The organism is Nitrincola salilacus (assembly GCF_046271865.1).
GTDB lineage: Bacteria > Pseudomonadota > Gammaproteobacteria > Pseudomonadales > Balneatricaceae > Nitrincola > Nitrincola salilacus.
Map to the genome: position 1 here is coordinate 2,221,820 of NZ_CP176580.1, position 21,236 is coordinate 2,243,055.

Genomic DNA, 21,236 nt, shown 5'->3' on the forward strand with positions numbered 1-21,236 from the left:
TGGAGGAGCGGTTATATGGCAGCCGGTCTGGTTGCCATACGCGAGCCATCAAGTCATATGGAAGAACTTCTGACGCGCTGCCAGGAACGCCTGATCAACCGTTTCTGTACGGGTACGCAGGACATTCAGTGATTGCAGGTAATGCTCTGTAGTCTTCTTGGTCAGGGCATCGCCACCTTCACGCAGTTCGGTGAAGATCTCTTTTGCTGCTACGGCACCGGCTTCCAGGATCTCGTCCGGGAACTGATGTACGCGCACACCATGCTGTTCAACCAGTGTTTTCAGTGCAATCGGATCGTTGGCATAGAAGTCGGACGCTACCTGATCGTACTCTGCCTGGCAGGCAAACTCGACGATCTGCTGCAGATCATTTGGCAGCTCGGCAAACTTGGACTTGTTCACTACCAGCTCAGTCGCCAGGCCTGGCTCGATAAAGCTCGGGAAGTAGTAGTCTTTGCAGATCTGATGGAAGCCCAGCGCCAGGTCGTTATACGGGCCCACGAACTCTGCCGCATCCAGAGCACCGGACTGCAGTGCCTGATAGATCTCGCCACCGGCCATGTTGACCACGGTTGCACCCAGTTTCTGCCATACCTGACCACCCAGGCCCGGTGTACGGAAGTTCAGACCACGGACATCAGCCAGGCCAGTCAGCTCCTTACGGAACCAGCCACCGGCCTGTGTACCGGTATCACCGGACAGAAAGCCCTTCACGCCGAACTGATCGTAGACTTCGTCCCAGATCTCCTGGCCACCCATGTAGCGAATCCAGGCTGCCAGCTCACGTGAGGTCATGCCGTAAGGTACACCCGTGAAGAAGGAGGTGGCGCGGCTTTTGTTCTGCCAGTAGTAGGCAGCACCGTGACTCATCTCGGCAGAACCTTCGATAACGGCATCAAACACACCCAGTGCCGGTACCAGCTCACCTGCAGAGTAAACCTGTACGGTCAAACGGCCATCCGACATGGCGGTGATACGATCCGCCAGACGCTGTGCACCGACACCCAAGCCCGGGAAGTTACGTGGCCAGGTGGTGGCCATACGCCAGGTGATGCGACGCTGAGCAATGGCAGGGGCTGCCAGAGTGGTTGCGGCAACACCGGCACCGACGGCAGCAGTTTTGATAAAGTCACGACGTTTCATTGTTATTCCTCGATCGATTGTTGTTTTTTTGGTCGGGAACACGTCCGAGCAGACGCTTTTCCGGACTCAAGCTTTCATGGCTGACTGCGCAAATGCTCGACAAAACAGCGTACATGCTTTAGCCAGCCTTTATCATCAAACACCTAAAGGCCAGAAACCATTCGTATGACTACGGAGTCTATCAGTAGAACTACGTAGTCGCTGGTGCCCTGTCAGTGTGTCTTACGCAACTGTCCGCACACTGCGAGGATGGCTGTCAGCATATCCTGCCCGAATCCGAGGGAGCGCGTGTCAGACCAGCCAAACAACTCATCCGGCAGGTCGGCATTGTCTTTAAATGGCATCTCCACCGTGTAGGAGAGACATTTAAAGTGTTCACCCACCCAGGTGCCACCCATGCTCAGGTTGGCTTTGCCCGGTGCGTTGATCGGATAGCCATGTTCGACCTGAAAATCCGGCGTGGCTGCCAACAGTGCTGCCTTGAATCGATCCTGCAGATTTTTCAGGTGTGCATCAAAAGAGGGGATGCCTTCCGTACCTGCAACAAAGTTGTAGGGCAGGTTCTCGTCGCCATGAATATCCAGGAACAGATCAACGCCTGTTTCCATCATCTTCTGACGTACCAGGAACACTTCGGGGCTCATTCTCATGCTGGGCTCGAGCCATTCGCGATTCAGGTTGACACCCGCTGCATTGGTGCGCAGGTGGCCGCGCACGCTGCCATCGGGGTTCATGTTGGGTACGACATGAAACACGCACTCCTGCAACAGTTTGCGGGCTACGGCGTCATCTTCATCAAGCAGGCGATCGAGCATCCCTTCAATAAACCACTCTGCCATGGTTTCGCCCGGGTGTTGTCTGGCAATAATCCAGACCACTTTCTTTTCGGGTGCAGAGTCGCCGATCACCAGCATTGACAGATCGCGGCCGTCCAGGGTTTCACCGAGGTCAACCATCTCGCATAGGGGAGACAGTTGCGATTGTTGCAGCAGATCCTGATGCCGTTCAAAACTGTAGGGAGCAAAGTAGGCCAGATAGAGGGTGTTATGCTCAGGGATCAAGTCGATGCTCAGTTCTTTGCCATCGTATTCGGTATCGACACGGAACCAGCTTTCACGATCGTAGGAGGCAACGGCACGATAATCATGCCATCCATCCGCATAGGCAGATTCAGACGCATTCATGATGCGTAGTCTGTGCGGGACACCGGCGGTGGTATGCAGACGAAAATGGAACCATTGAAAGAAATCCGACTGGTTGTCTTTGCGGATGGCGAGCCGAATGTCTGAAGGATCCTGAGCTGAGATAACTTCAATATTACCGCTGTCGAACTGGCTGCTGATCTTCATGGTTCATCATTCCTTTTGACGGAAATTTAGTGTTTTCTACTACTTCAGGTCGAGCTGCATATGGAAGGTCGTACCGATCTCAAGATCTGAGGTTACAGCCATATGTCCCTGGTGCTGCTCGGTAATCACAAAATAGCAGAAGGAGAGTCGCTTGCCTGCATCATAGTCTTCACCATCCGGCTGGTTGCTGAAGAAGGGCTCGAACAGATACATCTGCTCTTCGCTCGTCAGCCCCTTGCCGTTGTGCTGAATCTTGATCCAGAGGGCATCGTAGCACTGGGTGAGCTGAATGCGGATAACCGGTTCCTGTTCAGGGTGTGTAGTATTGAGCAGTGCATCATAAGCGTGGCGGAACAGGTTGAGAAACACCTGCTGCAGCTCCACCACATAGCAATCAATACTGGGCAGGTTATCCTCATAGTCGCGCTCAATACGGATGTCGCGGAATTTGAGACGCTCATGTGATGACAGCACATCACGTGCCAGACCTAACGCATGCTCCATGATGTCTGACAGCAGAGCCGGTTGTTTCTTGTCGATGCGGCCACGGGCAAAGGAGAGCAGGTTATTGATGATTGAGGCTACGTGGCGCCCCTTTTCGGATGCATCGGTCAGCAGGCTACTGAGGCGATCCAGCTCCGGATTATTTTGCGCTTCATCACGTAGCGCGGCATTTTTTCTCAGCTGGCTCTGGTAGCTGGTCAAGTCAAACAGGATTGCTTGCAGTGGGGTGTTGATATCATGTGCCATAGTGGCGGCCAGCTCACCCATGGAGGAGAGCTTGTCATTATGAATCAGCATGTTATCGGCCAGGGTCTTGCGCGTCACATCATCAATCAGGATTACGACGCCGGTTTCGGTCTGATCCTGTAACGGATAGATGGTGATATCGAAGTAGTACAGACCGCTCTGGCTCTGTTTGATATTAATGGTTTCATTCTGCTCGCGTGCCCGGTTGATCTGATTGGGCGATACGGTGATGCCGGGGTAGGTGTCCCACAGGTCTTTGCCTAGTGCCGCGTCGGCAGGGATACCGGAGATATCTTCTGCACGCTGGTTCCATTGTGTGATCTGACCTGCTTTGTTAAGGCCGATCAGCATCAGCGGCATCGACTTCAGAATGCTACTGATATAGGACTCGGACGAGCGCAGCAGGTTGGTGGTGATCACGTGCTGGGCGATCTCCTTTTCCAGCAACTGGTTTGATTCCTTCAGGGTGGCGGTTCGTTCTTCGACACGCTGCTCGAGATCACTGCGAATGGCTTCGAGCTCGCGATTATAACGACGTGCTTTGAGCCAGGTAAAAAACAGAGTGGTGATGACGATCGACAGAATGATGATCAGAATGCCGCTTGACCAGTTGGCCACATATTGCCAATTGGTTTTGCCTTGCTCATCCTTGAATAACTGAACCAGGCTGGCCTGAGCGAATGGGCTGGAGAAGAGCATAAACAGAAATAACAGAGATTTATTCATCATGTAAGTCAGGTATCAGCGTCAGGTTCTGGAAAATAATCGCCTTTTTGCAGTAAAGGTGAAGCGACTGCAGGCAAGATCTATAGTGTTGTTTATTATGCGCTAATCAACCGCATGTTACTATCGATCCAGTGACATCTGCCAGTCTGTATCAGTTCAATATTAAGCTCAATCTCAAGGACCTCGTATGCTCGACACGACAATTGCCGGTAAGTCCCTCAGTGCATGGATGGCGTCTCACCCTTTGATTTCATCGCTGCAGCAGACACAGGAGCTGTTCTGGTGGAATCCACTGCAGCAGCCTTTTACGAGTCTGTCATCCCGAATCAGTCTTGAGAGTGAGGTTCAGCAGGAGGCGTCAGCGCGCCTGAAGCGCTTTGCACCTTATATTGCCAGCCATTTTCCTGACACAGTGGATCAAAGTGGGCTGATCGAGTCGCCGCTGATTGAGATAACTAATACTCAGCAAGCACTTACCCAGCGAGCACTGATGCGGCGTGCGGGCTTTGATCTGCCCGGGCGGCTACTGCTCAAATGCGATAACCAGCTGCCAATCTCGGGCTCTATCAAGGCGCGTGGTGGCATTCATGAAGTGCTCAAGTTTGCCGAGCAACGGGCGGTGGATGCAGGGCTGCTGACACTGGATAGTGATTACTCGGTGCTGGGCAGTGCCGAGTGCCGCGCGCTTTTTGCCACGCACCGGATTATCGTCGGCTCTACCGGTAATCTCGGGCTCAGCATCGGTATCATGGGGGCTCATCTGGGCTTTCAGGTCAGTGTGCATATGTCTGCTGATGCGAGGCAATGGAAAAAAGATCTGCTGCGCAGCAAAGGCGTGCAGGTGATTGAATACCTCGGTGATTATGGTCAGGCGGTGGCGGCGGGTCGTGCCGAAGCTGAGCAGACACCTGGCAGTCATTTTGTTGATGATGAGCAGTCGCTGGATCTGTTTGCCGGCTATAGTGTGGCAGGTGAGCGACTGGCCGAACAGCTCAGGCAGATGGATATTCAGGTGGATGCCGAGCATCCGTTATGTGTCTATCTGCCCTGTGGCGTTGGTGGTGGACCGGGCGGTGTGGCGTTTGGGTTGAAACAGCAGTTTGGTGATCATGTGCACTGCTTTTTTGCTGAACCGACGCACTCACCCTGCATGTTGTTGGGGCTCTATACCGAGCTGTATGAGCAGATCAGCGTGCAGGATATCGGTCTGGATAATCATACCTGTGCGGATGGCCTGGCGGTTGGGCGGCCCTCTGCATTTGTTGGGCGCCTGATGTCGTCACTGCTCAGTGGGCTCTACACAGTCGAGGATCAAGTTCTATACGAGCTGCTGGCGCTGATATACGACGCCGATCGGATTCGTCTGGAGCCTTCGGCTCTGATCGGGCTGGTTGGACTTGAGCGCTTGCTGGCTCAGTCGCCTGAAATGTTGGTGCAGAAAGGACTGGCAGGGCAGCTGTCGCAGGCAACCCATATTGTGTGGGCCACCGGTGGCAGTATGGTACCGATTGAGGAGTGGCAGAAGGACTATGACAAGGGCAGGGAGCTCAACACAAATTAAGGATATGCGACAAAGAATTTTGTGATTGAGTCCAGACGCTGAACAGCACACTGGCTTATCGTTATAGTGGCCAGTCAGAAACATTTTCAGTACTGATTTAGTGCTACTTTTTTCAGAAGGATTATCCGTGTCAGCCATCGCCTTTCTTGAAACCAGCCTCAAGGCTTCCACTCTGCCAGCTGATCGCATTATTGCCGGTGCCAGATTTCACTGGCCTGAATCAGGCGTGATCAGCATTGAGCCGGAGCAGGGTACGGGCTTGCCTGCGATGATCCTCAGTGTGGGTGTGCATGGCAATGAGACTGTACCAATCCGCCTGATAGATTACTGGCTGGAATCTCTGACTCAGCGCGATCTGCTGATCCGCCGACCGCTGCTGATTCTGTTAGGAAACCCCGCGGCTGTGATTCATGGTGAACGTTTCGTCGAAGAGAACATGAACCGCCTGTTTTCGGATTCGGCAGCGCGAGGTAATCAACCCGAGCGTGAACGTACTCGCATGCTGATGGCCGAGGTCAGAGCATTCATCGACCGCTATCCTACAGGTATGCACCTGGATCTCCACTCAACCATCAAGGCCTCTCAGCAGGATCGCTTTGCGCTGGTACCTGGTCTCTGCGAGGGGCGCGATCTGAGCCTGCTGCAGCACTGGTTTGCACAGTTTGAAGTGGATGCCTGGGTGCAGAACCGCTCCGTTGCATCAACCTTTGCCAGCTTTACCGCCTCACAGGGCTATCAGAGCGCCACGCTGGAACTGGGCCAGGTCAGTTCACTGAATGAGCCGATCGATCGCTTTCTACCGATGACCAGAGCGCTGGATCGTCTGGCCAGCGGTGAGGAGAGTCAGGCACCACATCGCCCGCAGCATTTTGAGGTGATCGGCGAGATCATCCGGCCCGAGGGCGAGTTTGATGTCGCGCTTGATGGCTTCGTTAACTTCCGTGAATTGTCTGCCGGCACCTTGATCGCTCACAGCGGCGAGCGCAAATGGTTCGTTGAACGCGACGGCGACTCACTTCTGTTCCTGAATCCCGACGTGCCGGTTGGTCATCGCGTAGCATTGGTGATTCGACCCGTCGGGTAATGAAAGTGGATTCAAATCACTTGATCAGTGCATGACTCTTTTCAGCACACTGAAGATGATCTCCATATCCTCCTGAGTAGTGCGCCAGTTACTGAAGGCGGCTCGGATGCCCTTGTGGCCCTGCCAGACGCCCGGGGTCATGAATACCTTGCCGCTTTCATTGATACGCTGCAGAACCCGACCTACCTCGGCATCATCCACCCTGGGTTTGAAGATCACCACATTCAATTTGCAGGGAGCCAGTAGCTCGTAGTCGGGTGATGCCTCAATCCAGTCGGCCAGGCAGGATGCTTGTCTGCAGTTTTCCTCAACCAGCGCCTGATAACCATCTCGGCCATAAGCCTTGAGGCTCATCCAGACCGGCAGTGCTCTGAAACGGCGAGAGTTTTCAATACCCCAATCCATCAATGATTGTGTTGCCACGCCAGTTGCCAGATAGGGGGCTGCGACGGAGCAGGTCTGCTGCAGCAAATGGGTGTGCCGCGTATAGAAAATGCCGCAGTCGTAGGGCACATTCAGCCATTTGTGTCCGTCGCTGGTGATGGAGTCGGCCAGTTCTATGCCTTTGCTCAGATGGCGACGCTCAGGCAGCAGGCGCGAGAAGAGGCCAAAGGCTCCATCAACATGCAACCAGGCATTATGTGTTTTGCAAAGTGCTGCGACCGCCTCCAGATCGTCGAAGTCTGTACCTGTGACGGTGCCAGCACTCGCCAGTACAATTTTACCGGGGCTTTTGCTCGCTTCCAGGGCAGTCTTGAGTGAGGTTACATCCATCGCTTCCGTATCGGGCAGGCAATTTATCTGTGTCAGCTGTTCACGGCCAAGACCAGCCAGACTCAGGGATTTGACCGAGCTGGCATGGGGTGTGGCGGAAAAAACCTCTATCTGTGCCTGTGCCAGCCCCTGCCGGGCGATATCGATACCCTGCTGCAGACCGGCATATTGACGGCCGCACAATATGCCGAGCAGATTGGATGCAGTCGCACCGGTGGTCAGCAGCCCTTCGAAGTGCTCCGGCAGGTGAAAAAGTGATCGCAGCCACTGCATCACCTGCAGTTCGACGGCGGTGCTGATGGAGTCGCCGGGCGAGGAAACATTCTGATCAGCCGTGGCAACGATCCAGTCGGCCAGCATGGCCGCCGGTGTGGTACCGCCGGTTACAAATCCCATATAGCGCGGGCCCGCCGATGCACTGAGCAGAGGGGCAATATGCCGGGTAAACTGCTCAAATGCTGCTGAGGCCCCGATCCCTGTATTCTCCAGTGGATTGTCCAGTGGGTCATCTGTCAGTGTTGGGTCGCCCAGTATGGCAACCTTGCGATCCGGCAGCGATTGCAGAAAGCTCTGGCACCAGTCTGCCACGTGTGTGGAGAGTTGGTCGAGTTGTTGAAAATCATCGGTCAGGCGGCTCATGAACATCCTCCAGAAAAAGTGTGTTGACTCTGCCTAGTATCCTCCGGTAGAAAAAAGAATACAGATTCAATTTTTGATATAAAAAAGAGCACAATATGGCATTTCGTTACCGTGAGTTGGCCGATACCCTGATGCAGGAGGTGCAGTCCGGTCGATTGCAGCAGGGGCAAAGACTGCCCTCAATCCGTGTCATGAGCCGACAACGCGGTGTCAGTATCACGACGGTGAAGCGTTGTTATGAACTGCTTGAGGCGCAGGGCTACCTGATGAGTCGTGCGCAGTCGGGTTTTTATGTCCGCGAGCGTCCACTGAGTCTGCCTCAGCCTGAGTTTCCTGTGTTTGATCCTGCCAGTCACCAGATCGACAATCTGGCATTGATTGCCGAGATACACCAGTCAGCCATTGACGAGCGACGTGTGCAGTTGGGGACGGTTCAGCTCGCACCTTCGCTGATTCCTATCCAGGCGCTGCAGCGCAGTCTGATCCGCGCCAACCGCCGCGCGCAGGGGCGTGCATTGGCGTACAGTCAGTCTGCGGGGGAACCGCTGCTTTTGCAGGCATTGAGCGCGCACTTTCAGGAAGATGGTATCAGCTGTTCACAGCAGGATCTGATCATCACCAACGGTTGCATGGAGGCACTGAGCCTGGCAGTCAGCGCCGTCACGCAACCGGGTGATACCCTTGCATTGCCGTCACCCTGTTACAGTGGCCAGTTGCAGCTGCTGGCCAGCATGGGAAGGCGTGTAGCAGAGATACCCTCGACATCCTCTGGCTTTGATCTGGATCGGCTGGAGCAGTTGATGGCTGATAAATCGATCAGTGCCTGCCTGGTCAGCACCTCTTTTCAAAACCCCTTGGGGTATTGCCTGAGCGCCACCGATAAACAGCGTTTGGCGGAGATGGCCGAGCGCTATCAATGCCCGGTGATCGAGGATGACGTATTCGGGGAGTGTGGGTATACACGGCAACGACCCTTGCCGCTCAGATCCTGGAGTCAGAGTGGCTGGGTGATCTGGTGTGGCTCGGTGTCCAAAACGTTGGCGCCGGGCTATCGTATCGGCTGGTGCGCCAGCGGTCGTTTTCATCGGGAGGTGAGGCAGGCGATGCTGGCCAGACGCCTTGCCGTGAACACACCTTTGCAGTTGGCGTTGGCGGATTTTATGCTCTCTGGCGAGTACCGTCGTCATCTGAATCGACTGAGGTTGCAGCTTGCAGATCAGGTCAGCAGCTTGTGTGGTAGTCTGGAGCACCACCTGGGAGAACATGGCAGGCTGGCCAGACCAGATGGTGGTTATGCCATCTGGATTCAATTGCCTGAAGCCTGCGACGGTTTACAGCTGTATCAGGTGATGAAAGAGCAGGGGATCAATCTGGTGCCGGGGGCTGTGTTCAGCGCGCGCAGCCTTTATGCCAATGCTATACGTCTGAATGCCGGGAATCCCTGGAGTGATGAGCTGGAGCGAGCGGTGACGATATTTGCGAAATCGGTTCGACTGCTTCTCAAGGTTTAATAACCCAAGTCTAACGGTAGATGCTAATATTATATTTACTGATGAAGTAACTCATTTTTGATGTCAGATGGGAGCTATGTGCAATGAGTGATGTTCCGGAAGTACAGGTACCGGACTACGCCGTATACAAGACGCTGCTTGAGTCTACCAAGGCGATTCCGTGGAAAATTGATTGGAGCAGCATGAAATTTGCTTATATAGGTCCACAGATAGAGCAGCTGTTGGGTTGGACACCCGACAGTTGGATCAGTGTTGAGGATTGGGCTGCGCGTATGCACCCGGAGGATCGGGAGTGGGTGGTTAACTTCTGTGTGGCACAATCGCAGGCGGGTACCGATCACGAGGCGGATTACCGTGCACTGACCCGTGAGGGTGACTATGTCTGGATCAGGGATGTGGTGCATGTGGTTCGCAAGGAGAGTGGCGAAGTCGATTCTCTGGTCGGCTTCATGTTTGATATCAGTGAGCGCAAGAAAGCAGAGCAGAAACTGATGTTGTTGCAGAAGGAACTGGAAGAGTTCTCTTTCAAGGATGGTCTGACCGGCGTTGCCAATCGTCGCATGTTTGACTCAGTGATGGCGGTGGAGTGGTTGAACGCGCAGCGCACACAGCAGCCGTTATCTTTGATCATGTTTGATATCGATTACTTCAAACAGTACAACGATCATTATGGCCATATCCAGGGTGATGAATGCCTCAAGGAGGTAGCCCGTCTGCTCAGCTCCGGGGCAACACGTTCTCGCGATTTTCTGGCACGTTACGGCGGAGAAGAGTTTGTGCTGATTTTGCCCGAGACGGATAGAGATGCGGCCCGAAAAGTTGCCGAGCGCTGTCGGCAGTTGATTTTCAAAGCGCAAATAGAGCATGCACAATCGGATGTCAGTCATGTTTTGACGATCAGTCTGGGAGTGGGTAGCATTCAGCCTTCGCGCAGCGACGAGGCCACACCTTTTATCGAAAAAGTGGATAAGATGCTGTATCAGGCCAAGCAGGAAGGCCGTAACCGCATTATGGCAGGTGCGTGATCACTTGCTGAATGTTTCAGGTGATAATTGATAATGACGAGTAAATCGGATCTGTTCGGGCTGCATTTTGCAGCCCTTTTGCTGGGCGGTACTGCACTTTTTTCCAAACTGATCCCGTTACCTGCGCTGGATATCACAGCGCTTCGCGGTGTGCTGGCAACCCTGTTGTTGGCGCTGCTGTTATTGACGACACGTCGCTCTTTCCGGCTGGAATCACGAAGCCATTATCTCATGATGGGGGTGGGTGGTCTGCTGTTTGCTTTTCATTGGCTGACTTATTTCTATGCCATGCAGGTATCGAGTGTGGCGGTTGGTGTGATTGCTTTGTTCACCTTTCCCGTGATCACGGCATTGATGGAACCGCTGATGGATCTCAAACGACCCGATAAGCACAGTCTGGCCATGAGTCTGGTTGTATTGGCGGGTGTTGGCTTGATCGGGCTTGAGGGCAGTATTGCCGGTAATGTAGTGCTGGGGCTGACGCTTGGGGTGTTATCCGCCATCCTTTACTCGGCACGTAATATTTTGCAAAGACGCAAGCTGATGGGGGTTTCCGGCCCTGTTACCATGTTCTATCAATGTGTGATCACGGCACTGGTTTTTCTGCCGTTTCTGGGCCCGACCGTGGCTGAGCTGTCGCTCAATACCTGGTTGCTGATTCTGTTACTGAGCTCGGTTTTCACGGCAGTTCCACACAGTCTTATTGCGCATGGCTTGCGCAGTATCAATGCGACCAGTGCGTCGTTTATTCTGGCGCTGCAGGTGTTCTATGCCACACTGCTGGCTGCTCTGGTGCTGTCTGAGGTGCCGGGCCCTGCAACCATCGCGGGTGGATTGCTGATTGTTCTGTCGTCCATCTATGTCACGCGCCAGGCCCGACGTGCATCCAGACAGGTGATAAGCTCTCCTGTCAGTCTGCCACGTACTGCTGAAAAGTAATATCAATCTCCTTTTCAACTCCTGCTGGCTGCTGTGCCGGTGGGATTGTTTCAATTATTAACGAACCTTTGTAACAACAAAATTTCCCGTTAATGCGGCTGGATTCTAATCAGACTCATCAGCTGGGCAACGTGTCAGATAACTGACCTCCCGGCTGCTTTGAGCGTCATCAGACGATTGATCCATCGACAAAAATAATAACGGGAGTATTCTCATGAAATTCAAAGCTGGCCTACTGGCCCTGGCTGTTTCCGCATCACTGATCTCTCCATTGACCATGGCCGATAAGGTAGTTGTCGGGCTGATCACCAAAACCAACACCAATCCCTTCTTTGTCAAAATGCGTGAGGGTGCTCAGCAGAAGGCAGATGAAATGGGGGTTGATCTGCGTACTTTTTCCGGCCGCTTTGATGGCGACAATGAATCTCAGGTTCAAGCGATTGAAAACCTGATTGCATCCGGTGCCAAGGGCATCCTGATTGCTCCAAGTGATCCTGTGGCTGTGGTGCCAGCGATAGAGCGTGCACGTGAAGCTGGTTTGCTGGTGATTGCACTGGATACACCGCTGAGCCCTGCCAATGCGGCGGATGCCACTTTCGCAACCGATAACTACAAGGCAGGTGTATTGATCGGGATGTGGGCCGCTGAGCAGTTAGGGGATAAAGCAGCTGATGCCAAAATTGCGATGCTGAACCTGAACAGCAGCATGATCACGGTTGATGTTGCGCGTAATCAGGGATTCCTGGAGGGCTTTGGCATTGAGGTGTTCGATCCCAGCCGCATCGGCGATGAAACCGATTCACGTATCGTCGGCCAGGATGTGACTCAGGGCGCAGAAGAGGGTGGTCGTACTGCCATGGAAAATCTGCTGCAGCGTGAACCTGGTATCAATGTGGTTTATACCATTAATGAACCTGCGGCTGCCGGTGCCTATGAGGCGCTTAAATCAGCAGGGCGTACCGAAGATGTATTGGTCGTGTCGGTCGATGGTGGTTGCCCGGGTGTTTCGAATGTCGGCGATGGTGTGATCGGTGCGACCTCCATGCAGTTTCCGCTGCGTATGGCGGCGATGGGCGTTGAGGCCGTTTATGAATTTGCCAAAACAGGCAATAAACCGAATGCCTCTGAAGGGCTGGATTTTGTGAATACCGGGGTGGAACTGATCACTGATCAGCCGCTGACAGGTCTTGATTCAAAATCGGCTAAGGAAGGCATGGATCTGTGCTGGGGTTAAGCCCGCCATAGTCACGGGCGGAGCGCTTGTCTCCGCCTCACTGAGTTAATCCGGAGAATCTCATGTCACAGCCTGATACTTTAAAAACATCACAGGCAGCGGATCATGAATTGGTTGCAGCTGCCGCTGGTGGCAATTTCGCTTCCTTTGAGGTGGAGAAAGTCGCACTCAAGGATAGGTTGCATCGCTTTTTTCACAGCCATCCCATGGCCGCGCCTACCATCGTTCTGCTGCTCGCCGTTCTTACATTCAGCATGATTGTCGGGGATCGCTTCCTGCAACCTTTCAACATGTCGTTAATCCTGCAACAGGTGACTATCATCGGTATTCTGGGGATTGCCCAGACGCTGATCATACTCACGGCGGGTATTGATCTGTCGGTCGGTGCCATCATGGTGCTGACATCAGTCGTGATGGGGCGTATGGCCGTTGAGGTAGGGCTGCCACCCAGCGCAGCCCTGGCAATTGGTCTGTTGGTGGGGGCGCTGGCCGGGTTTATCAATGGTCAGTTGGTTACACGCTTTCGCCTGCCGCCTTTCATTGTCACCCTGGGCACTTGGAATATCTTCTTTGCACTGAATCTCTGGTATTCCAAAAGTGAGACGATCCGTTCACAAGCGATCGAGCAGGCGGCACCTCTGCTGCATTGGACAGGGAAAACCGTTGAGCTGTTTGGCGCCAAACTCAGCTATGGATCATTGCTGATGCTGGCGCTGTTTTTTATTGTCTGGTATGCGCTGAACTGGACCGCCTGGGGTCGTCATGTTTATGCCACAGGGGACGATCCGGCAGCGGCGCGTCTGGCTGGTATTCGTACCGACAGAGTTTTACTCTCAGTCTATGTCGCTGCAGGATTTATCTGTGCCATTGGTGCCTGGGCATTGATCGGCCGAATCGGTTCGGTGAGCCCTCAGGCGGGTATGATGGCAAACCTTGACAGTATCACAGCCGTAGTGATTGGAGGTTGCAGCCTATTTGGTGGGCGTGGCGCAATTTTCGGAACCTTGATCGGCGCGCTCATTGTGGGCGTGTTCCGTAATGGGCTGGCACTGGCCGGTGTTGATGTGCTCTGGCAGGAGTTCACTATCGGGGTGTTGATCATCGTTGCGGTTGGAATGGATCAATGGATACGGAAGGTGTGATCATGAACAATCAGAAAATGGTGCTTGAAGCACGCAAGCTTGTTAAACGCTATGGTCATGTCACTGCGCTGGATGGTGCGGATCTGGAACTGCATCAGGGCGAGATTCTGGCAGTTATCGGCGACAACGGCGCTGGTAAGTCTTCATTGATCAAGGCACTTTCCGGGGCCCTGGTGCCGGATGCCGGTGAAATACTGCTCGATGGTGTGCCGATCTCCTTTCGCAGCCCGATGGATGCTAGAAACGCCGGTATCGAAACGGTCTATCAGAATCTGGCAGTATCGCCCTCATTGAATATTGCCGATAACCTTTATCTTGGTCGTGAAAAACGTCGACCCGGAATTCTGGGTAGTGTGTTCAGAATGCTGGATCGCAAGGCGATGCATGATGAAGCCAGGCAGAAACTCAGCGAGCTGGGACTGTTGACGATCCAGAATATCAATCAGGCAGTGGAAACGCTCTCCGGTGGACAGCGACAGGGGGTGGCTGTGGCTCGTTCGGCAGCCTTTGCCCGACATGTTGTGATCATGGATGAGCCGACCGCCGCACTGGGGGTGAAGGAGTCACGTCGCGTATTGAACCTGATAAGAGATGTCCGTGATAAAGGACTGTCGGTGATCTTGATCAGTCATAACATGCCGCATGTGTTTGAGGTGGCTGATCGCATCCATATCCATCGGCTGGGCCAGCGCATCGCCGTGATCAAGCCGGATACGCATACCATGTCGGAGGCGGTGGCGATCATGACGGGTGCGATGGCGCCTGATGAGCACCAAGCGGGTGCATTTGCGGCTTGATTGCGGCCGCTCTTTACCAGCCGTCGGTCTGGTTGGCATTTTCCGAAGTGATCAGTGTAGCGGGGAGCAGATGTTCAGTCTGATCAGGCTGCTCCCCCTGCAGTAACTGATAGCCGATTTCGACCGCCAGTTCTGCCATTTGTGCCGGTGATTGCGTGGCGGTTGCACGCAGCAAGGCATCTGGATCTCGAATCCTCTCCACTGCTGCCGGCGCGCCGTCAACACTGACAATCATAAAATCTTTGCGATTTGCGAGCTGTCCTGCCATCTCGGCGCCGAGGGCGGCAGGGTCATTGATCGCAAACACTCCTTTAATCTGCGGATGCTCCAGCAACAGATGAGTCATCGCTTCCACACCTCCTTCAAGGCTTCCACCGCTGTTACGATCACTGGATAGCAGCGTGATGTCAGAATACGCTTCCAGCGCCTCCCGACAACCTTGAACCCTCTCAATAATCGAGGAAACCGGTGGTCCGTTCAGTATCACCACTTCGCCGCTGCCTTGCAGCTGGCGGGCCAGATAGTCACAGGCAATATGCCCGGCTTGTAGATTGTCGGTCGTGACAGTTGCATCCGCACCTCTCGCCCTGACATCAACAGCCAGCACTTTGATACCGGCTGCCTGCGCGCGCGCGATCACTGCATCGAAAGCATCATAGGCCGCCGCCGACAGCAGGATCATATCGACCTCCTGTTGAATGAACAGATCCAGTTGCTGTGTCTGCCTCTGAACATCATAAGCGCTGGAGACGAGCAAAACCTGTGCCTGTCCTCCGGTCAGTTCGGCTGCCTTGCGCTCAGCCCCCTGAACAAGGCGTGAAAAATAGGGGTTGCCAAGGTCCGATACGGAGACGCCTATAGTGAGCTGTCGCTCTGGAGAGGTTGCTTGATCGGCCAACGCCTGAGCGCTCAGTGCCAGAGTAGAAGACAATAAAAGAGATAGCACCAAAGCCTTGGCACTGAACCGCTGTCGGGTGTAGGGGAGGATCATTCCGGTGACTCCTTGGGTGATGGCTGCAGCAGGATCGCAACTGCTTGTGACAGCGTTTCCCGTGTATAGGGTTTGGGCAGCAATGTGATATCGGCGCTGTGAATGTCTGGTTGCTGGTATTGGGGTAATCCGGAGGTGTACAGCAGTGGCAGCTCGGGCCAGCGAGCAAGAATTTGCTTGCCGAGTTGAAGTCCATCTATGCTGCTGCCAAGGTTGATATCAGTGAACACAAGCGCGATGTCATCTGTTTCTGCGAGCAGAGCCAGCGCGTCTGCGGCTGAATGCACAGTCGATATCTGATAATTGAGCGTGGTCAGCATCGCGGTGGTTGCTTCGGCCACCTGCCGATCATCTTCCACCACCAGCAGATGTTGTCCACGCCCTTGCAGGGGGAGTGGTTGTGGCAGGGGTGCTGTCTCAGGTACTCGGGCCAACTGGCGAGGCAGGAGTATGTCGATCCGGGTGCCACGACCGACTTCGCTCCAGACCTGTATATCCCCATCCGACTGCTTGACGAAACCATAGACCATGCTCAATCCCAAACCACTGCCTTCACCGATCTCCTTGGTAGTGAAGAAAGGCTCGAATACACGACGTATCAATGGCTCCGGGATGCCGCAACCGGTATCGGCTACACTGATGCAGATCAGATCCTGCTGCTCACCATTCAGTGATTGTTGCGCTCGGAAACGGGTTGTAAATGTCAGAATGCCTTTGCCCTGCATGGCGGCACTACTGTTGATAGCAAGGTTGAGCAGGGCGTTCTCCAACTGACTCGGATCAACGGATACGAGCCAGTGGGTTGCTTGCAGATCCAGTCGGATCTCGATCTGATCACCGACACTGTACTCTATCAAGTCCAGCATCCCTTCGATCAGTCCATCGACCTCAACTTCTTCCGGTTGAAGGTGCTGCTTGCGTGAGAATGCGAGCAGGCGTTGCGTGAGCAGGCGTCCTCGCTCAGCGGCGGCCAGTGCACGGCCAGCAAATCTGCGCTCTCTGGCATCCGGGCTGAGTTGCTCTTCCAGTAGTTGCAGATTGCCGAAAATCGCAGTCAGCAGATTGTTGAAGTCGTGTGCGACACCGCCTGTCAATTGCCCCAATACCTCCATCTTTTGTGACTGGCGTAGCTGTGCTTCGATGGTTTTACGCTCGGTCAGGTCGCTGTAGAGGGTAACAAAGCCGCCGTCTGGCATGGGGTTGCTGCGAAACTCAACGACCCTCCCACCGGGGAAGTGGCGCTCAAAGCGCTGTGCCCGTTGTTTACGTAGCTGGTTGACTTCGTCCCGGTCCAGCATCATGCCATCAAGCGCCCAGCCTTCCTGCGCTTCCTGTGACAGCAGTGTGTAGATGGTTTCTATCGGGAGCCCCGAGTGCAGCTTATCAACCGGTAGTTCAAGTATGTCGGCATATTGAGGGTTCCACGCTACCAGACGGTTCTGGCTATCGAAAACACTGAGCCCGTCGTTGATGTTGTCAAAGATGGTCTCCAGCAAGCGTGACTGCTCTTTCAGGTGTTGGCTCATCTGATCTATCGCCAAGGCGTTTTCCCGGAACACTTCAAAAGCTCTGGCCAGCTCACCGATCTCATCCAGGCGCTCTACCGCCGGTGTCTGGCGCTCACGATCGCCAGCGGCAAGACGACTCATCACGGAAGTCACTTCGCCCAGGCTTCGAGTCAACTCACGGACCACCCAGATGCCGCCAACCGCCGCGGCAAAGCAGAGCAGGGCGATCATCAGAATGCCGGTTTTTCCCGAGTTAACGACCACTCCCATGCGTTGACCCTGGTGGGTGATACGCTGTTGAACCTGATCAACGAACTGTTTGACCTCGGTGCTGAGCTGCTCAGACACGGCTCGTGTCGATGTCAGTAGAAACGCGCGCCGTTGTTGCAGTTGTAGCTGTTGGCGGCGCTGTTCAAACAGGTTGAGATCAGAAGTCCCCAGAGATTGAAGCTCATGCTGGAAGGCAGCGATCTGTGGGTAGCGATGAATCAGGCTGTCGGATTCATTCAAAGCCAGGGTAAACTGCTGCTGCAACTGAGTTATCTGACGGCTATCCTCCAGATGCAGGGCAGTGCTGAGCTGATCAAGCAGTATCAGAAAAGAGGACAGCCAGACATGGGCGTCTGTATTCTGCTCGTGTTGGTACAACTTTCCGCGAAGTAGGCCTAGTCGGTACTCAAGCTGACGTATATCTTCACGCAGCAGCAGGTGCTCATGAGTCAGCCCGGTCAACTCGGTGATGGTGATTTCCAACTGACTCAGCAGGGCGGAAAGGCCCGGTGCAGCGTTGTCGAGTTCGGGTATATCACGGGCGATCGTCAGTACATTGTCGATTCTTTCCTTCAGCGACAGGTTCAGTTCATTGAGCATCGATGGGCTGCTGGTGTTGGCAACGTAAGGGGCAACCGCTGCCAGGTTGGCGGTTCGCTCAGCCAGCGCCAGTGAGCGCAGAATATCCGGCAGCGCCTGCTGTTCAAACTCATTCAGCGCAGTATCCGTGTTGCTCAGGCCGGTCCAGCCAACCAGTGCCAGCATGATGGAGGAGCCAGCCAGAATGGTGAAGGCCAGCATCAGACGGGTGCGTGCCCGCATGCCGTGAAAGGGGTTGCGCCAGCGCAAGCGGCTCATCGGGTCAGCACTGCATTACGGTGGCACTGAAGATATAGCCAATCCCACGTTCGGTGCGGATATATCTGGGTTGCCTGGGGTTGGGTTCAATCTTGCGTCGCAGTCTCAGTATCAGTACATCAATCGTGCGATCAAACACATCCGTATTGTAACCACGAGTGGCTTCAAGCAACTGATCACGACTGAATGCACGGTTGGGGGATTTGACCAACGCCTCGAGTAATACGAATTCTCCATGGGTGAGTGTTTCCGATGAACCATCGGGACGTAGCAGCTCACGACTGGTCAGATCCATCACCCAGCCATCAAAGCTCAGACGCTCATGGCTGTAGCGATCCTCCTTGCGCACCATAGGGGTGCTCAGCTCGGTGGTGCGTCTGAGCATGGCACGCACACGGGCCAGCAGCTCGCGGTTGTTGAAGGGCTTCATCAGAAAATCATCTGCCGCCAGCTCAAGCCCCAGAATACGATCGGTTTCATCCCCCTTGCCGGTCAACATCATGATGGGGATGCTAGACTGGGTTCGTATCTCTCTGGCCAGTTGCATACCATCTTCGCCACGCAAACGTAGATCCAGTATGACCAGCGAACAGGCGTGTTCCTGCAGGGCAAGGCGCATCCCTTCACCATTGGCCACCGTGATCACCTCATAGCCGCCTGATTCAAGCAGGTCCTGCAGCAGTTCACGCATGGGGGCTTCGTCATCCACGACAAGCAGTCGCTGTCGTATGTTTTCGCTCATGCTGTTGTTACCTCTTATTATTACCTACCTGAATAACACATCTGAGCAGGGAAATTATTTCAATTATTACAAAAGAGGGAGAATCAATACATGCGTTATTAAAACAACTGTGTTTGAATGCGGTTTTGCTTGTGTTCTGATAATACGTCTTCTTATAACAAAAACTCAGTATGGAGCTGTAGATGAAAAAAGTGATTGCGTTCGGAGAAGCCTTGATCGATATGCTGTCAACCTCGTTCAGTCAGGACGCAGGCGATGAGCATGAAGCGTTTATCAAGTTTCCGGGCGGAGCACCGGCCAATGTGGCAGCCGCGGTGGGCAAGCTTGGCGGTCGCAGTTACTTTGCCGGCATGGTCGGCAAGGATATGTTCGGTGATTTTCTGGTCGAAACATTGGCTGCTTCAGGTGTGGATACCAGCTGCATGCTGCAGACCCGTGAGGCCAAAACAGCGCTGGCTTTTGTTTCGCTGGACGCCACAGGTGAGCGCAGTTTTGAGTTTTACCGTTCGCCGTCGGCTGATCTCCTGTTTCGTGAAGAACACTTTGATGATGCCTGGTTCACAGAGCCCGGTATCTTTCACTTCTGCTCCAACACTCTGACCGAATCTGCTATACGCGAGACTACGCTGGCCGGTATTGCCAAAGCGCGTGAGGCGGGTTTTCTGATCAGTTTTGATGTCAATTTGCGCCATAACCTCTGGTCGGATGATGAAGACGCCTTTGCTGCGGTCTGGCAGTGCATTCCTCAGGTGGATCTGCTCAAACTCTGTGTGGAAGAGTTGGAATATCTTTGTGCCGGGCAGGATGAAGATGCCGTGCTGAATAAGATGCTGGAGATGGGGCCCAGTGTGATTCTCGTGACCGACGGAGGTAAGGGCGTGCGTTATGTCAGCGCTTATGGGCAAGGAAGTGTCGTGCCACCCAAAGTTACCATGGTGGATAGTACCGCCGCGGGCGATGCTTTTGTCGGAGGCCTGCTCTATGCGCTGGCGGAACAGTCGGTAGGCCCTGCCGAGCTGAAATCCATGGCACAGGAGCCGACATCACTGCTGCCGGCTCTGCGCATTGCCTGTGCCTGTGGTGCCTATACCGTAACGCAGAAAGGAGCGATCAACTCGCTGCCGATGCTGAAAGATATTCAAGAGCTGCTTACGAAGTAATAAATCTATCTGGAGGGCGGGCCAGCTGCCTGCTGCTGCCCGCTTTTAACCCTGATTCAGACGTTTTATTTGTTCTGTGTCGAGTCAGTGCTCATAAGTTGCTGATTAATTTGAATTTAGGAATTTTTCCTATATACGATAATTTTTTCAGACGATAAGCTTATATCAAGCAGAAGATGGCTATGGATGGTCGCATGCTCAGGGCGAGAGCCTATGTTACTTCAAGACAAGATGAGTGCTGCAGGGACGCAGCTGAAGCTGAACAATCGGTGATCACTTGAAAATTTTGTCAGAGGAAGATAATGAGCAGGCACAGTCTGGTGACCAAAAGGGGACAGGTCATGTTCCAGGAATCAAATAAACTGTTTTATGAATACCGACCAACCATCTATATAGCGGCTGGTTTGATCTCTGCATTGTCCTTGGATAATGATATCGGGCAGTACTCGGGTGCTTTATTGGTATTTATGGGGGTTTTGATCTTTAACCTTCGGATTTCAAACCGGTCGTCAAACAGATAAAGAAATTTTGTAAAAACTGGCAGGGTTTGGGGGAGAGTTCATCCACTTGAGTTGTATGACTCGCCCCTGCCATCATCCGTAGCTTCTAGCTTAATGATGGTATCAAACCCTGCATCCTCATCAATCAGGTGGTGGCAGATCTCGGATCGGCCGAACCTCGATGCTTCCCAGCTGTGCCGGTGGTATCTTCTCGGCCAGTTGGATCGCTTCGTTCAGATCACGTGCTTCCAACAGATAAAATCCGGCAAGCTGCTCCTTGGTTTCAGCGAAGGGGCCATCGGATATCAGGGTCTCTCCATTGCGAACACGCACGGTCGTAGCGGTTTCAACCGGTTGCAGTGCTTGCCCTGCGATGAAGTGGCCTGCCTCGGTAAGTCTGCCAACACACTGAATACATTTCTGATTGAGATCATGCCACTCCTGTTCAGTCATGGCATTCATGATGCTCTCCTGGTAATAGACCAGTGCAAGATATTTCATGGTCAACTCCTGTGGTTACGTATAGCTACGTG

The 21,236-nt window shown here is 53.8% G+C and carries 17 protein-coding genes; 9 read left to right on the forward strand and 8 right to left on the reverse strand.

The window, feature by feature from the left end:
• Positions 1-48: 48 nt before the first annotated feature.
• The 3 genes from ACK3CJ_RS10580 to ACK3CJ_RS10590 all read right to left on the reverse strand — a co-directional run bounded on the left by ACK3CJ_RS10580 (position 49) and on the right by ACK3CJ_RS10590 (position 3,971).
• A complete protein-coding gene (locus tag ACK3CJ_RS10580; protein ID WP_409526368.1) occupies positions 49-1,143 on the reverse strand; it encodes a TRAP transporter substrate-binding protein in 1,095 nt (364 codons plus the stop codon).
• A 212-nt stretch (positions 1,144-1,355) separates the two neighbouring features.
• Entirely contained in the window at positions 1,356-2,492 is a 1,137-nt protein-coding gene (locus tag ACK3CJ_RS10585) for a M14 family metallopeptidase (protein WP_409526369.1), read from the reverse strand.
• Positions 2,493-2,531: 39 nt separating this feature from the next.
• Entirely contained in the window at positions 2,532-3,971 is a 1,440-nt protein-coding gene (locus tag ACK3CJ_RS10590; protein ID WP_409526370.1) for a two-component system sensor histidine kinase NtrB, read from the reverse strand.
• A 184-nt stretch (positions 3,972-4,155) separates the two neighbouring features.
• On the opposite strand from ACK3CJ_RS10590, the gene ACK3CJ_RS10595 reads away from it, so the two are divergent.
• Positions 4,156-5,529, forward strand: coding sequence for a D-serine ammonia-lyase (locus ACK3CJ_RS10595; protein WP_409526371.1), 1,374 nt, complete (start codon positions 4,156-4,158; stop codon positions 5,527-5,529).
• Between the two features lie 127 nt (positions 5,530-5,656).
• On the forward strand, positions 5,657-6,613 hold the full coding sequence (locus ACK3CJ_RS10600) for a succinylglutamate desuccinylase (RefSeq protein ID WP_409526372.1): 957 nt from the start codon (positions 5,657-5,659) through the stop codon (positions 6,611-6,613).
• Between the two features lie 24 nt (positions 6,614-6,637).
• Here the strand turns inward: ACK3CJ_RS10600 and ACK3CJ_RS10605 are convergent, their stop codons facing one another.
• Positions 6,638-8,026: a pyridoxal phosphate-dependent decarboxylase family protein gene (locus ACK3CJ_RS10605; protein WP_409526373.1), complete on the reverse strand. Its 1,389-nt coding sequence runs from the start codon at positions 8,024-8,026 to the stop codon at positions 6,638-6,640.
• A 95-nt stretch (positions 8,027-8,121) separates the two neighbouring features.
• On the opposite strand from ACK3CJ_RS10605, the gene ACK3CJ_RS10610 reads away from it, so the two are divergent.
• The 6 genes from ACK3CJ_RS10610 (at position 8,122) to ACK3CJ_RS10635 (ending at position 14,674) form a co-directional block, all read left to right on the forward strand.
• Complete coding sequence (locus ACK3CJ_RS10610; RefSeq protein WP_409526374.1) at positions 8,122-9,537, forward strand: PLP-dependent aminotransferase family protein; 1,416 nt, start codon at positions 8,122-8,124, stop codon at positions 9,535-9,537.
• Positions 9,538-9,620: 83 nt separating this feature from the next.
• Positions 9,621-10,562, forward strand: a complete 942-nt coding sequence (locus tag ACK3CJ_RS10615) for a GGDEF domain-containing protein (RefSeq protein WP_409526375.1) — start codon at positions 9,621-9,623, stop codon at positions 10,560-10,562.
• A 33-nt stretch (positions 10,563-10,595) separates the two neighbouring features.
• Entirely contained in the window at positions 10,596-11,501 is a 906-nt protein-coding gene (locus ACK3CJ_RS10620) for a DMT family transporter (RefSeq protein ID WP_409526376.1), read from the forward strand.
• 214 nt (positions 11,502-11,715) lie between these two features.
• Positions 11,716-12,735, forward strand: coding sequence for a sugar ABC transporter substrate-binding protein (locus ACK3CJ_RS10625; RefSeq protein WP_409526377.1), 1,020 nt, complete (start codon positions 11,716-11,718; stop codon positions 12,733-12,735).
• Between the two features lie 62 nt (positions 12,736-12,797).
• Entirely contained in the window at positions 12,798-13,877 is a 1,080-nt protein-coding gene (locus ACK3CJ_RS10630) for an ABC transporter permease (RefSeq protein WP_409526378.1), read from the forward strand.
• Positions 13,878-13,879: 2 nt separating this feature from the next.
• A complete protein-coding gene (locus tag ACK3CJ_RS10635; protein ID WP_409526379.1) occupies positions 13,880-14,674 on the forward strand; it encodes an ATP-binding cassette domain-containing protein in 795 nt (264 codons plus the stop codon).
• Between the two features lie 13 nt (positions 14,675-14,687).
• Here ACK3CJ_RS10635 and ACK3CJ_RS10640 read toward each other — a convergent pair whose 3' ends face one another.
• Genes ACK3CJ_RS10640 through ACK3CJ_RS10650 form a run of 3 tightly spaced genes read right to left on the reverse strand, consistent with a single transcriptional unit; the run spans position 14,688 to position 19,043 of the window.
• The gene (locus ACK3CJ_RS10640; RefSeq protein ID WP_409526380.1) at positions 14,688-15,665 is read right to left on the reverse strand and encodes an ABC transporter substrate-binding protein; all 978 of its coding nucleotides are present in this window, start codon (positions 15,663-15,665) and stop codon (positions 14,688-14,690) included.
• Positions 15,662-18,301, reverse strand: a complete 2,640-nt coding sequence (locus ACK3CJ_RS10645) for a PAS-domain containing protein (RefSeq protein WP_409526381.1) — start codon at positions 18,299-18,301, stop codon at positions 15,662-15,664. Before ACK3CJ_RS10645 ends, ACK3CJ_RS10640 begins: the two co-directional genes overlap by 4 nt.
• Positions 18,302-18,305: 4 nt before the next feature.
• On the reverse strand, positions 18,306-19,043 hold the full coding sequence (locus ACK3CJ_RS10650) for a response regulator (RefSeq protein WP_409526382.1): 738 nt from the start codon (positions 19,041-19,043) through the stop codon (positions 18,306-18,308).
• Between the two features lie 182 nt (positions 19,044-19,225).
• Between ACK3CJ_RS10650 and ACK3CJ_RS10655 the strand changes: the two genes are divergently transcribed.
• Positions 19,226-20,203 carry a carbohydrate kinase family protein gene (locus ACK3CJ_RS10655; protein ID WP_409526383.1) on the forward strand — a complete coding sequence of 326 codons (978 nt, stop codon included), beginning with the start codon at positions 19,226-19,228 and terminating at the stop codon, positions 20,201-20,203.
• 641 nt (positions 20,204-20,844) lie between these two features.
• Here ACK3CJ_RS10655 and ACK3CJ_RS10660 read toward each other — a convergent pair.
• Positions 20,845-21,204, reverse strand: a complete 360-nt coding sequence (locus ACK3CJ_RS10660; RefSeq protein WP_409526384.1) for a YciI family protein — start codon at positions 21,202-21,204, stop codon at positions 20,845-20,847.
• Positions 21,205-21,236 lie beyond the last annotated feature (32 nt).